The organism is Sporomusa sp. KB1, from assembly GCF_007830295.1.
Taxonomy (GTDB): domain Bacteria; phylum Bacillota; class Negativicutes; order Sporomusales; family Sporomusaceae; genus Sporomusa.
Genome location: NZ_VLKC01000002.1, coordinates 3,379,378 through 3,392,927, shown reverse-complemented (window position 1 = coordinate 3,392,927; position 13,550 = coordinate 3,379,378). Strand labels below are relative to the sequence as shown.

The following is a 13,550-nucleotide window of genomic DNA, read 5'->3' as shown; positions in this document are numbered from 1 at the left end:
TAAATCTACGTTTATCAAAATTTATCTTGTCGTCGATCTCCCTATTTTTTTACCAAACCAATTATCGACGACGAAGCTCTCAGATGATGGTGCTAATACTCGAACGCTCCATACCGAGAATTTCCCGCTTATAATAGCGAGTCGTACGCATATTATAAATAATTACCGAGTCTTCTTCCTTATTAATAATTCGTTCTAATTCCATAGTCAATTTTTTATAATTTGCATCAGAAATTTCACCTTCAAGAACGGAATTCTGCACCCAGTTCAAATACTGGCGACATTTTTTCAGAACTTTGTTTACACGCTTTTCATTTACATCATATACCAATATAATAAACAATTTCTCACCTTCTGTCGACTCAACAAAATATTTTTACCAATTTGCAATAAACGGTTCATAATCTTTTTCTCCAAAAAGATGCTTTTCTAATTTATATACTTCCAACCGAATCAGTCGACGATAGGAAACAGAACGGCCAATTTCTCGATGATTAATCGTAGTCTTTAGTTTGTTTTCCAGTTCTTCAACAAAACATTTCTTCGCTTTTTCTTTTAGTACAATTCCTTCCGTATCTCGTTCAAAATCATTTTTAGTAATCATTTTGCGTCCAAGACAGGTAAAAATAATTCGATCAACGATAATAGGTTTAAAAATTTCTGCTACATCTAGATTCAGTGTAAATCTTCGAAAATTGGTGCTGTGAAGATATCCTATCCTTGGGTCTAAATGTGTCTTGTATATTTCGCTCAAACATATTGAATATACCAGTGAATTACCAAAACTAATCAACGTATTCAAATAATTTTTTGGTGGTCTGCGAGTTCTTTCCTGAAAACAAAAATCATCATCACCGATAATTTCATCAAAAGCCTGGTAATATTGTTGCCGAATATTTCCCTCAACTGCCATTAACACCGGGATGGTTTCACTTATTTCAATATCACTTAATAAAGACTCTATATTTTCTAATACCTTGTTAACTTGCTTGCCACGATTTACATAATACTTCAAAACCTGACGAATATTTTTGGCAGCTCCATAAACAAACTGTTTTGCAATATCCAGACGTTTAGAATCATCTAAATAATGTTCTGCCTGTCTTAAAATGGCATGACCTGAATTCAAATGCTCCCGCGGATAAAAGGTACCCATATAATAGCCATAATGGTTGAAGTAGTGCAAAATCACTTCTTTTTGCGATAAAAACTCCAACAGCTTTTTGTTGAAATTCACTTCACCAAACACCATAATCTCACCTACATCTTCTACCGGCAAGAACCGTCGACCTTCTGCATTTTCAAAACACAGGGTATTATCTTTACGATGAATTTCGCCATTAGAAAAGAAATACAGAGTTTTTTTCACATTACTACCCTCCTGCAATAGGAATCAACACCAGCAATATTCAGCATAAGCACAGTTTTTGCAAAAAGAAATTTTCTTAGGAAACGGTGGAGTATCCAAATACAAAATCCGAAGAATTTCTTTTTGGGCCTGGATTAACTCATTCTCAGTTGTTTCATCCAGGATAACATCTTCCCGTACTTTTTCTTTAGGAAACCTCAGCTCACCATGGGCATTGATTCCCCGTTCTTTCAATTCACTCAAATAAAAAGCCAATTGCATACGAGCACTTTTACGATATTTAGAACTTTTTTTGATTTCACCGATAATCATTTGTCCTTCTTCCATGTGAATAACATCAATTTTACTGCCACCGACAACAATTTCTTTTTTCTCCCGCCGATAAGAGTTTTCACCGATGTAGCGCCCTACAGAGACATTATCATTCTCCTGGTCAGGCACTATATGATGTCCCATAAGCCAAGCTTCACGTGGACAGATATAGTAATACCAGATGAGAGTACCGCCTACTTCTATATCTGCCATGATCAGTTTGCTCCATTATGTAAAAGTTGTTCAAACCGCTGCACAAAAATCTCCAAATCCACTACATTACGTCGAAGAATATTCAATAAAATTTCCGGTTCGATTTTTGCGTAATCATGAACCAATAAATTTCGAAATTGAGCCATCTTTTGATAAGTACCGGCTTGTTCCATCGTAAAAATTCCGTTTTCAGCAAGCACTATGACAATTTCCCGATAAGTTGACGGTTCCCGCCAGCCTTGATCGGAAATCCAATGACTGCCAATATCGAAGCAAGCCTCCAAGGCCACATGCAATGTTCTTTCCACATAACGCCGCAGCCGCTTGTCGCTCGTGAATTCCTCAAAAGTAATCTGCTGAATTTCTTTAAGGTCTTGTACATATTCTGCTAGCAACATCAGCTTTCGTTCAACAACTGCCTGATCGACCATTAATCACCGCCACCTTTAACGCCGCATTTTTGTAAAAAGGCCTTTGTCCGATACGCCAATACCGGTTGAAAGTCAAAGTATTCCCGCCGTGATTTTACATCAAATTCTATCCGTCTTTTTCTATCTTTCTCAATAACTAACTTTCCTGTTTTTCGTATCTGGTGTTGCAAAAACAAGGGTGCGGCCTCCATATCAATCACATCAACTCGTCGCCCGGTAATTTCTTCAGCACAAGACATCAGTTCTAACCGCATATCAAAACGGGTCTGAGGCGAGATTCCTTGTTGAAATAAAACGGCGATATCAATATCACTGTTTTCGCGGTTCGTACCTTTGACTACTGAACCAAACAACCATACAGAGCTGATTTGGTCATAGGAAGTTAGGAATTGGTAAAGCCTTTTTAATTTTTCCTGCATTGTCCATCAACTCCACGTGTTTGACATTTAATATAAAAATACTTGTTGCTCTGCTTTATATCCTGTACGCACACTATAATAAAGGCCTAGTTCACTTTTTGGTACCCAATACAGACTGGAATCTCCATCAAAATCAAATGGCCGATTAACTTGAATTCTTTTTCCCCTGATCTGTATCATGTAGTCACTGAGTTTTGCACCAACTAGTCGCAACAACGAACGCCGGATGAATTCAGACATATCTGACTCTACCTCAACATTGGGAAGAATCTTATAAATAGCAGTCCAGTTAATATTATTCCCCTTTTTCAATAATTCACGATATGCCAACATAATTAATGTTGCCTCTTTATCGTACTCAATAAAGACATCCACAACTTCACCTATAGATTCAATTAAACTAAATTTTTTTAATTCCTCAAAATTAAGCCCTAATACTCCTAATTCCCATATATCTTTAATCGTGCTATCCAACCCATTTTCAGCATCAATTTTTCGATAATAGGAAGCTACTAACAGCTGATATTCAGATTCGTTTATCTGTTCTTTTAGTAAATCTTTAGTTGCGCTCATTTCACTCGTACTATAAACATGAGAGCAGTCTTTTTCCAAATGTACAATATATAACGGACAAAGTTTTCCTCTCCTGCCTTCCCGATTAATTCGTCCGGCAGTTTGAATAAGCGAAGATAGTGGCGCTAAATCGCGAAATCCCATAGCAAAATCCAAATCCACCCCTGCTTCAATAGTCTGTGTTGAAATCAAAATAATCGGCTTGTCCTTTTTTAAACATTTGTGTACAAAATTAATGATACGTCGGCGATGTTTAGGTATAAGGTTCGTTGAGAGACATACCAGAACCGGCTTGCATATAAATTTTTTCTCTTTACGCATTTCCATGAGTTGTTTAAACACGTCTATGCTCCGCTGAATCGTATTGACTACGACTAATACAGAAGGAGCTTTTGGCAAGTAAGCATATTCTTTATTTTCTAGTCTCCATTCTTGCATTTTTTCCAACACAAAGTTACAAAATGTAACCGTATCCATTTTGGCTTCTAACCAAGGCCTAAACTGTGTACGCGTCAATGCTACAAAATAACTTGGATAATCTGTTAAAAGTTCTACCGGTGCTGGCGCTTCAACTCTAGCTTGTTGATCAAATAGCTTATCTTGCGCCGATGATGCCCAAGTTACTGGCATATCCGCTTCAACTCTAGCTTGTTGATCAAATAGCTTTATCAGTTTTGTTCCTTGTTCTAACAGCATTGGTCGGGTTGCTGTCATTAGAATAAATCTGGTACCATAAAACTCTGCAACCTTTTGCAGCACAGCTCCAATCAAAGACATTTTTTCATGTGCAATCGATTGAATCTCATCCAGAATCACTACACTGCCTGCCAGTTTGTTAATTTTCTTCAAAGGACGATTGGCTCCTGTCAATAATGAGTGAAACAGCTGAACGAAAGTAGTTAAAACCGCCTTTCCTTCCCAGGATTCCACTAACATCAGTTGCTTGTCTACAGATATATCTTCCTGGTTTCTATTAATCTTTTGTTCAGTAAAATCTGTTAGTCGATGATGTACGACAAGTCCATCTGAAAAAATCGCTTCATAGTCATTGCGGGTTTGTTCAATGATATTAATAAACGGTATTGCTGTAATAAGCTTTGGAATATATCCTTCTAACTGTGCAATACGTTTTTGCAATTTAAGTGCTGCCTGTAATGATGCTAATGTTTTCCCGACACCTGTTGGAGCTGTTAAAGTAAAAAACCGCTGCTCCTTTACCTGTTTGTCTGTCAGATTATCAATTGTGCTAATAATTGTTTTTCGAGCTGTTTCACGTTGTGCAATCAACTCAGATTGTCGTCCGTTATTTTTTTCTTGTAGGTAGGAAACAACCCTCTCGGGTTCTGTTGCTGTTATCTGACTACGTTTTAATCCGGCTGAATCAATTTTATCCATATCAATCAACAGTGAAAAAAGAAAAATGAGTGGGAAATACCAATAGCTTGTATAGTGCCGTTTTACAGTCATTTGGGTAGGCATATTCCAAAACAGTTTCTCATTATCAAATAAATTTTGTACGTTTAATAATTCTTGCATGGTATATTTGCCTATATATTGGTCCCAGTGCGCTTCCGCAAAAATGTCAGATAGTTTATTCTGTATCTGGACAGCTTGTCGCTTTAATTGCTCCTGATCAGATTGAGCCTGCTGATTCAAAATTCCTGTCACCTGTAACGGTAAATGATGCCGTAAAACACAGATAAAGGCTACAAATACTTTCATTGCTTCTTGGTAAGTATTAATTTCATAATGCTTTAATAAAAATGTGTAAACTAGGCATGCGGAAATATATGAATGGCCTTTATCAGCAGAAATAATCTCTTTCATTATATAATCTTGAAAATAGTCAGTATATTTACCAAAATCATGTAGCAAATATATCCACTGGGCAATTTCCTGTAGCTCGGTATGAGATATTTTTGGAAAATGAACCGAAGCAGGAATAGCTGCTACCACTAGCTCCGCCGGATTCATTAAATGAATATGTATTTGTTGTTTATTACCGGTTTTTTTATCATAATGGGCATAGTGTTCTGTCATTCCTCTTCTCACTCCCTCTTTATTGCAGCCACATAACCCGATGATTATTCGTCAATTCAACATGTCTACTGACTTGCGCTTTAATACGCGCAGACGTAAGGTTAATGATTACGTCACCCATACCGTTAGGAGTCAGTCGCCGATCTTTATCAAACTCCATTGGTAACTCCTCCCGAATTAACCGATATCCGATATTCTTATGTGTTACGTTATCAAAACAAATTGTTTTTAACATTTTAACAGGCACTACCGAATCCAATTCGCAAGCAGCTTCACTGCAATATTCCTTTCCTGATAATATTCCATCATATTCTAACCATCCTAAATGATAAGCCAACCCTAAACTGACAGGCGTAAACAGTGATCCATATCCATAATGCCCTTGCCCTAATACTGCATGAAGAGTATTCATAATTGCCTTTTGCCTATGATGTACCCAGATTTGATAGTGCAGCACATCAGTACGGATATTGGCTGGCAAAATCATCTCTGTCGGTGTTTGCGAATGAAATTCTTGCGACCCGTTAAGGTCATTGTCGGATTTAACCATCAATAAGTTCAATTTGTGTATTTGTTTCTTTATTGGACTGCGTAAGGCCACAGCAATATCACAATTATCTATAGAAAATAAATCATAATAACTATCCCGTTCCATTCCTAATATTCCAGCTAATAGGCCACAAATTGTCGTCCGTGGTGGAATAGAATATGTTAGCGCTGAAGAATTGGAATAAAAACGTCGAAAATGTCCCATTTTCCCCTTCAGGTGGAAGGAAATAATATCCATAACCCTCCTCCTACATCTGGCGCGGGATAAATTCTAATAAATCCAACGCTTCTACTTGTTTAGGCAGATTATTAATTGCCCCTTCTGCTAAAGCCGGATGCTTCCATAGTAACACTTTTTCATACTTGTCCGCTATTTTCCCTAAAACTTGATTCAAAGGTTCAAAATTCACTTGTAAATCACTCATATTGCGAATAGGTCGATTTTCTTCATATTCAACCTTGATAAATCGCCGCAAGTCTCCTAAATATCCATCAAACTCTGGTTTATAAACGATTTCTAGATATAATAATGGTGATTGTCCCTGCTTGCTATCCGTTTGATTACTCATCAGCCCTTGTACTAATGCCTTACGAAATACCTCCAAATCTGATTCCGTCATTCCAGTTTTTTCAGCATTATGCTTGCTTACAGTACCATAATGAGTTGTCAATGCATAATAAACTTTATACTTTTTCCCAAATGTTGAATTGTCGTCATTCATAATAGAGGTAATAGTGCTTGATTGTACTAATTCTACTGGGTGTAGGGAATATCCCCAGGTTAACTGTATCGGCCCAGTGTACGTCCTTGATAGACCTTCTACTGCCATAGCACTGCCAAACCAACGAATATCAATTAAAGTTTCTTTAATAATGGCCGTTAATAACTCATTGTTAAATTTAATTAGTTCACTTTTCTTTTTACTTTTCTTTAGTATCTCTTTTCTTCCCATGATATATTGGACTAAGTCATCAATGACCAACTCAGCTGCTTTAGCCAATTCACGCAAAATTGTATATTTATTCAAAAGCTTATCCATTTTATCTTTATTTTTCAAAAAATTGCTAATTACGGCCTCAAACATTGTCTCCATTGATACTTTATTTTCCGCTAAAGTATCAACAAAAATTTGATATCCTTTAGTCTTAATAAAGTCCCGAACATCGCGCTTACGTCTCGCATCACTTACCAAAAGGGTATTTGTTTCATAATCCATACGCGGCTTATTTTCCTGGTCAGGGTCCCCGTTTGGTGAAGTCATAGTAGCTTCAAATAAAAACAGAAAATCCCGATTGCTTTTTACTACCATTGTATTTTCTCTCCTCTCATACTATTCATTTGACTCTTCTATTTGAAATTCAACCTCATCTTCAGACATTATGCTTTGCTGAGCCTTTATTTCTTCTCTATTTGCATCAGGTACCTTGCTTCCTACCATATAGGAGTATCCTGATAACAAAAAGAACACATTCTGCAATTCATTCAATTCCGCCACAGAATTATCCCTTATCAAACCATAGTACGCAAAATATTTGCTCATCAACGCATCAGTAAAAGCTGTCATACGCCGGTATTGTATAAGCTTTTCCATCAAGTCTGCTATTAAACGCTGCATATCCTGCGGTTTCATTCCCTGAAAGTTAATTTTTTTCAAAATAGGTTTACTTTTGTGGCCCTTACTATATTGCGCTAACGCCACTCGATGCAGCAATGCACCTAAATAAAACAACCCTCTAGCTTCTCTATTAAATCCTTGTTCTTGTATAAATTGCTCCATACGTCGAATAGATTCTTCTATTTTTTCATTTTGAAATACCTGCTCCATTACCTTCACATCCTTTTTAAAAATGGGTGTCTGCAACTCTCCGGTCTCTTGCACTACCTGCATGAGTGCAAGATGATTCATTAATATATCACGTACATAAAAATCTTCGCTTCCTTTTGCATAATAGGGCAGGTTGCGATAAATATCCCGGTTTTGCCGCTGAATTTGTGAAAGGCCATTATCTATTGCTTCCATCGCATATTGAAATAATAGTCGAGGACTAAGCAATTGTTTTAATAAAAGGGCTTTATATACATCCAATACCCGTTGTATATTCAATTGCTCGCCCTTTTTATTAGAACGTACCGGAATAATGCGATAAACTTTTCCCAAACTTATACCCAGTTTTGTCTGTTCCCTCATCCTTTCCTTCCATATTCCAAACCGCTCCATAACTTCCACCAAGCGTAATGTTGGCACATCTTCTATTGCATCCATTATACTAATTGAATTTCCGTCGGTACGGTAAAAGACCAAATTTATAGTATAACCACCCGTAAATCTCTGTTCCTCTGTTTCCAATACTGTTTTGTCATACCAATCTTTTGCATCAAATACCAAATCTACCGCTTTCTTTACTTTTGGGAATTCTTCATAGGTTTCGAAAGGTTGTTGCAAACCTTCTGGAAGAATAAATACATTTTCGCCAGCAAGACGCCCTGAAAGTGTAGTAGCAATATAGCTTTCCCCCCGGCGGAGATTACTGTAACATGGCTGACAAATTGCGTATGTATCGTCATAGCCAGATTTTTTAATATCTTTTGCTGCATTGACTGTCGTAGTAGTAAATATTTTATTTATTCCGCTCCGAGATAGTTTTGCCAAATATGTATCGCTAGCAACTTGAGGTACTTTCTGTCGACAAAGATGGCATGTTCGTAAATCTACCGTATTAGACTCATCTATTTCCAGATTCAGAGATTTTAGCACTAATTTATGATAGTCAGGATGTTCATTTAGTAATATTTCAGAACCATCCGCAAAAATCACACTTGGCACAATTACCACAATCTTTTCCCTTGGATTAAGTTCTTGTGAATCCCTAATCATTTTCTCAATAGATATTTCTTGTTCAGAAATTATAAAGCTACCTTTCGCTCGATTAAAAACCACTTTTTCTCCATGAAACTCGTACCACTTATCCTCTGCTAAAAAACCCTCTCTAGTTTTAGATGCCTGAAAATACAATCCAGCTTCCTGTAATAATTCCATAATTTTGTATATCTCACTAGCTTGCATCGCCTGTTTTTGTAATTCCAAAAATAAATCGCTCAATGTAGTACCTAATAAATATTTAACATCTTTCAATGCACGTACTAGAAATATCTGCCCCGATGCTCCCCGATTAGTTCCAAAATAGTATAGTTCCTGTTTAGTCTTATTTTTAGAATGAAATTTAAAGTACATCTGTTTCTTACTTAAATCAAAGACCAGTTTAATCGAACAAGCGACCTCTCCTTTTTCATGTTTAACTTTAGGCAATTCAGCAAACGGTAAGTTATCTTCCTGCGGCAGCATTGAGCCAATATGATTTGTAATTTGAGTTAAATTCAAAAATTCCACCTCCCAACATTTTTATATTATAATCGCAATAGTCTTACTAATTATTTACACTATATTAATATTGAAACTATTAGGTTCTCGTATCTTTAGCCTCCCTATAAGGAATCCCCCCAAAAACCACGCCCTACCGGCGTGGTTTTACCTTTGCACCCGCAGGCACCCCATCCCTTGCGAATTTTTACTGCCCAAACCACAATCCACCGCGATTTGCAATAATTCCTGTGGTCCAGTCAATTGCAATATGCCGGAATAGCCTTTAATTACCGTTCCCTTATACTGAAGCACATTCATTTTTACCATCCCCCGCGAACTGACCTTTACTTGCCCTGCTGGGGCTTCTTGCCCATAAAATGCTTTATATTTTTTTTGCAGATTAGCGGTAATAAGCGTATCATAATCAGGATCACCTGGCTGAAAATAAACCGTATATTTCCGGCCATCCGATCGTAGCATGGTAGAATACACTACAACCGGCGATAAAGTTTTCACAACCACATTGGTATGTTCCACTTTAATCGACTGCGCACTAATGCTTTCAATCACAACAGCATTAGCACCTAACCGCATTTCACCCTGCTGCAATAAACCATTAGCCAATGACTGAACAAAGTCACTCACTGGGGAAACAATTACCAGTTGTATATTTGCTGGGAAAATTATCTTGCAGGTCGGCCTGTCCATATGGAAAAGCCCCATAAGCCGCGAAAAACAAAATAGCCTAAATACACGACCATTGGCAACAAACCCTTGCTCATGCAGAAAAGATGACATACTATTACCAATTGCGTTATATATAGCACTTTGCACGATATGATTATAATCAACCGGTAAAATTACATTCTGGTGGGGTTTCATAACGACAGTAATATTCATACAATTTAATCCTTTAACAATAACTAAATTATTTTTTCACAAAAAATTCCATTATAGCTATATATTTGCCCCTTTTTGCTAAAAACCTTTAAGCTAAAGACAAAATCTTCCTTAAGCTGTTTAATATTTACTTTTATTAGAGCTACGTAACGGCAAAGAACCAAAACGTGTTTGAGCAGCAAAAAGAGTTCAAGCAGTCACCCGCTTGAACTCTTTTTGGTTATACTGTCTGTTTCCACTCTCGTCTCTTCTCACCCGCACTTACTCAACCCGCAACTCCTACAAATTACACAGTCGCTTTCATATTCAAGCGCCTTACCGCATTCAGGACAGGCATTGCTGGATACGCTGCAGCTATTATCAACTTCAACTTTCTCGCCATTTTGGTATTTCATTACTTTTTCGATAACCTTGCCAATAGCATCAGGACAGGATAATACCTTCAAGTCATTTTGCCTGATTGTGGAATGGCACCGTATTCCTTTTAACTGATCAATTATAGAATTTACGTCCATGCCGGAGCGTAATGCAATTGAGACCAGCCTGGCCGTAGCCTCAGATTGCGCCGGGCAGCCGCCTGCCCGGCCGGTGTTGGTGAAAACCTCGCATATGCCGTGCTGATCATAATTTACTGAAATGAATATCGCACGTACCACCGTCCCTTGTCTTTGCCCTTGTCTTTTGTCCGGTATTACCGGAGTACCGGCGCTATGTCGGCCCCGTGCGTGATAACCCCGACTCTTGCCGTTGTCCCGTGTCTGGCCTGTGCCATTGCAATCGCACTGTCAATGTCAGGAGCATACTGAAGTCCCATGCGCACAGTATCCACCCGGGAAACTCCCTGCGAAACCAAAATCACATTGGCCATTTCGCGCATCACACCGATTTTTATATGAGCCGTTACTCCGATCGGGTCCTGAAATTCGCCGCCGGCCGCCCGTTCGTATACTTCGCGCGGCGGGCAGTCTCCCAGTTCCAGTAATACCGGATGCTCCGGGCTGATGCCTTCAACACAGGGTGCAGCCAATATGACCGTCCCCCCGGGCTTGACCATTAATGCGGCTGCGGCCAGAGCCTTGTCGGCCTGCCAGAAGTCCTTATTGGCCGGATATGAGCCGGCTATCACAATATCCGGTTGTTCACTGATCGGAAACTCATAAATTTCCCGCGCGTGTCTGACAGCTTCACGGTGCGCTAACACTATATCGCCCGCAATAACCTTAACAATCTTCTCCTCCAGATTCAGGACAGTATTGATTACCATCTTTAACCCGGACAGCCGGGCTACTTCTTCCATCTCATGCCTTATCGGATTTTCCGGATTCCCCAGGATGGCTGGCCAGGACAGACTGCCATTGAGATGAATGCGGGCAGTCGTCTCCTCTCCGGAAACACCCGGCTGGACTATCTTGGCGCCGCCCGACCACCCGGCGATGAAATGGGGGATAATATTGCTGATCCCGATACTGATATCACTTTCATAATACACCCGGCTGACAATGATCGGTGTTCCGGCTGTGGTCGTTCCCAACCTGACCAGTTGGGCCGGATCGTTGTAGGCATGGTTAATTGCCTCCACCCGTTCGGTGCAAGGCCCAAGCCGACTGCGAATTTCTGCCGGGGTCATAAAACGGTGGCTGCCGAGAGCCAGTATAACTTTAATCTGCTGGTCAGGCACGCCGGCCACATTGAGTTCGTCCAGCAGAATAGGCAGGATTGTTTGCACCGGCGTAACCCGGGTAGCATCATCAACAAGTATAGCGGTTTTTTTCCCTTTAGCGTTTGCAACCAGTTCTCGCAGCGGCAGACTGCCAACCGGTGTTCTGATGGCCCGTAGGATTTCTCCCTGCTCGTCGCTAACGCCAGGATAGTTTCTGGGCGTAGCCACCCAAGCCAATGCCTGTTCGGCTATCTTAAAATGCCTTTTTCCCTTGCACCACGGTATCTCCAGCGTTTTCCACATCCTACTCACATCTTTCCTCTCTACATGACTTGTAAAGCACTGCTCACAGGTTCCGGCCGGATAAACTGACCCCAGCCCGGCTTGCCGGTTATTTCGCCCCGCTCTATCACAGCCTGCCCCCGCACCATCGTCAGCACGATCTCACCGCCGGTTTCCCAGCCTTCGTAAATCGTAGCGCAGGCTTTAGCCCTGGTTTTCAGACAGTCAAGCCGGACCTGCGTTGATTTGCTTAAATCCAGCAGGACCAAGTCGGCGTCGGCCCCAACGGCGATTGCTCCTTTGCGCGGATACAATCCAAAGACTCTGGCAGGATTGTGACAACAGGTCTCTACGATTCGTTCCAGGGTTACTTCCCCTTTTTTGACTCTTGCCAGTAATAGCGGGAGAGTAAGTTCAGTTGCTGCCAACCCGTCCGGCGTCCGCTCGGCCAGCTTTTCTTCTTTGGTAAATGGCGCGTGGTCGCTGCCGAGATAATCCAATTTTCCGCGGCAATACATTTGATACAACTTTGCCGCCCGTTCTTTGTCACGCAGCGGCGGTTTTATTTTTGCAAAGGGACCGACCTTTTTCACTTCCTCGTGTGAAGCTACCAGGTAGTGAAGACAAGTCTCCATGTACACTTCCTGCCCTAAGCCCCGGGCGCTGTCGACAAGCTCCACAGATTCGGGCAGGCTTGTGTGGCATATTGCCAGACGTGCACCCGCCGTCCTTGCCAATACCAGCGACCGGGCAACAGCCTCAAGTTCTACGACCGGCGGCCGGCCAAACGAATACGGATCGTCATCTTTTCCGGCAAAATACCCAATCAGTGAATCTTCCTCAGCATGAACAGCGGCAATCAAACCGGTTTTCCCGATCTCAGCAAACACCTCATATAAATCGGCGGAACTGGGGGCGCACAACCCCCGAAATTCCTGTTCCCTGCCTGCCGGAGCACTTTGGGTGAAGGTCTTAAACCCGATAACACCGGCTTTGGCCAAAGCCGCAATCTCTTGCACATTATCTTTGCCGGCCGCACCGTAAAAAGCAAAATCAACCAGGGCCTGCCTGCCCGCACAGGCAAGCCTGTTTTGTAAAACCTCCACCGAATAGGTGGGCGGCTTGCTGACCGGCATTTCCAGAACCGTGGTAATACCGCCGGCCGCCGCGGCTGCGGTTCCGCTGAAAAAATCTTCCCGCTGACTGAAAGCCGGCCCCCGGACATGCATATGAGTGTCGATCAGTCCCGGCAGCAGGAAAAGTCCTTTCCCCTCAATCAGCCGCTCACCTGACAGGTGGGATGACGGTTCTGCAATCACCGCTATCCGTCCGTCAGCGACGCCGACGTTTTTTGCTGCAATGCCGGTTACGCCGACCACCTGGACATTTTGCAAGACAACATCCATTTTTTTATCCATGCTATCACCTTACCAAAGTATT

General features: G+C 40.8%; 13 protein-coding genes. All 13 read right to left on the bottom strand.

Features of this window, described 5'->3' with window-relative positions:
- Window positions 1-79: 79 nt before the first annotated feature.
- The 13 genes from cas2 to SALPA_RS19345 all read right to left on the bottom strand — a co-directional run bounded on the left by cas2 (window position 80) and on the right by SALPA_RS19345 (window position 13,528).
- On the bottom strand, window positions 80-331 hold the full coding sequence (gene cas2, locus SALPA_RS19405) for a CRISPR-associated endonuclease Cas2 (RefSeq protein ID WP_255451438.1): 252 nt from the start codon (window positions 329-331) through the stop codon (window positions 80-82).
- A 45-nt stretch (window positions 332-376) separates the two neighbouring features.
- On the bottom strand, window positions 377-1,369 hold the full coding sequence (gene cas1b, locus SALPA_RS19400) for a type I-B CRISPR-associated endonuclease Cas1b (RefSeq protein WP_145097743.1): 993 nt from the start codon (window positions 1,367-1,369) through the stop codon (window positions 377-379).
- Between the two features lie 24 nt (window positions 1,370-1,393).
- Complete coding sequence (cas4, locus tag SALPA_RS19395; RefSeq protein ID WP_145097740.1) at window positions 1,394-1,894, bottom strand: CRISPR-associated protein Cas4; 501 nt, start codon at window positions 1,892-1,894, stop codon at window positions 1,394-1,396.
- A 2-nt stretch (window positions 1,895-1,896) separates the two neighbouring features.
- Window positions 1,897-2,325, bottom strand: coding sequence for a DUF86 domain-containing protein (locus SALPA_RS19390; RefSeq protein ID WP_145097738.1), 429 nt, complete (start codon window positions 2,323-2,325; stop codon window positions 1,897-1,899).
- Window positions 2,325-2,744 carry a nucleotidyltransferase domain-containing protein gene (locus SALPA_RS19385; RefSeq protein ID WP_145097735.1) on the bottom strand — a complete coding sequence of 140 codons (420 nt, stop codon included), beginning with the start codon at window positions 2,742-2,744 and terminating at the stop codon, window positions 2,325-2,327. Before SALPA_RS19385 ends, SALPA_RS19390 begins: the two co-directional genes overlap by 1 nt.
- 27 nt (window positions 2,745-2,771) lie before the next feature.
- Complete coding sequence (gene cas3, locus SALPA_RS19380) at window positions 2,772-5,357, bottom strand: CRISPR-associated helicase Cas3' (RefSeq protein WP_145097732.1); 2,586 nt, start codon at window positions 5,355-5,357, stop codon at window positions 2,772-2,774.
- 19 nt (window positions 5,358-5,376) lie between these two features.
- Window positions 5,377-6,144: a CRISPR-associated protein Cas5 gene (cas5, locus tag SALPA_RS19375; protein ID WP_145097729.1), complete on the bottom strand. Its 768-nt coding sequence runs from the start codon at window positions 6,142-6,144 to the stop codon at window positions 5,377-5,379.
- A gap of 10 nt (window positions 6,145-6,154) precedes the next feature.
- On the bottom strand, window positions 6,155-7,216 hold the full coding sequence (locus tag SALPA_RS19370; protein ID WP_145097726.1) for a CRISPR-associated protein: 1,062 nt from the start codon (window positions 7,214-7,216) through the stop codon (window positions 6,155-6,157).
- Window positions 7,217-7,237: 21 nt separating this feature from the next.
- Entirely contained in the window at window positions 7,238-9,286 is a 2,049-nt protein-coding gene (locus SALPA_RS19365; RefSeq protein WP_145097724.1) for a TM1802 family CRISPR-associated protein, read from the bottom strand.
- Window positions 9,287-9,433: 147 nt separating this feature from the next.
- The gene (gene cas6 / locus SALPA_RS19360) at window positions 9,434-10,168 is read right to left on the bottom strand and encodes a CRISPR-associated endoribonuclease Cas6 (protein WP_145097721.1); all 735 of its coding nucleotides are present in this window, start codon (window positions 10,166-10,168) and stop codon (window positions 9,434-9,436) included.
- A gap of 251 nt (window positions 10,169-10,419) precedes the next feature.
- On the bottom strand, window positions 10,420-10,824 hold the full coding sequence (locus SALPA_RS19355) for a TSCPD domain-containing protein (protein ID WP_222428060.1): 405 nt from the start codon (window positions 10,822-10,824) through the stop codon (window positions 10,420-10,422).
- Window positions 10,825-10,859: 35 nt separating this feature from the next.
- Entirely contained in the window at window positions 10,860-12,131 is a 1,272-nt protein-coding gene (gene larA / locus SALPA_RS19350; RefSeq protein ID WP_255451437.1) for a nickel-dependent lactate racemase, read from the bottom strand.
- 20 nt (window positions 12,132-12,151) lie between these two features.
- Entirely contained in the window at window positions 12,152-13,528 is a 1,377-nt protein-coding gene (locus tag SALPA_RS19345) for a dihydroorotase family protein (protein ID WP_145097713.1), read from the bottom strand.
- Window positions 13,529-13,550 lie beyond the last annotated feature (22 nt).

What these genes read in the sequence shown, in the direction of transcription:
- cas4 (WP_145097740.1), bottom strand. Translation starts at nt 1,894, where the DNA reads ATGGCAGATATAGAAGTAGGCGGTACTCTCATCTGGTATTACTATATC.
- SALPA_RS19390 (WP_145097738.1), bottom strand. Translation starts at nt 2,325, where the DNA reads ATGGTCGATCAGGCAGTTGTTGAACGAAAGCTGATGTTGCTAGCAGAA.
- SALPA_RS19385 (WP_145097735.1), bottom strand. Translation starts at nt 2,744, where the DNA reads ATGCAGGAAAAATTAAAAAGGCTTTACCAATTCCTAACTTCCTATGAC.
- cas3 (WP_145097732.1), bottom strand. Translation starts at nt 5,357, where the DNA reads ATGACAGAACACTATGCCCATTATGATAAAAAAACCGGTAATAAACAA.
- cas5 (WP_145097729.1), bottom strand. Translation starts at nt 6,144, where the DNA reads ATGGATATTATTTCCTTCCACCTGAAGGGGAAAATGGGACATTTTCGA.
- SALPA_RS19370 (WP_145097726.1), bottom strand. Translation starts at nt 7,216, where the DNA reads ATGGTAGTAAAAAGCAATCGGGATTTTCTGTTTTTATTTGAAGCTACT.
- cas6 (WP_145097721.1), bottom strand. Translation starts at nt 10,168, where the DNA reads ATGAATATTACTGTCGTTATGAAACCCCACCAGAATGTAATTTTACCG.
- larA (WP_255451437.1), bottom strand. Translation starts at nt 12,131, where the DNA reads ATGTGGAAAACGCTGGAGATACCGTGGTGCAAGGGAAAAAGGCATTTT.
- SALPA_RS19345 (WP_145097713.1), bottom strand. Translation starts at nt 13,528, where the DNA reads ATGGATAAAAAAATGGATGTTGTCTTGCAAAATGTCCAGGTGGTCGGC.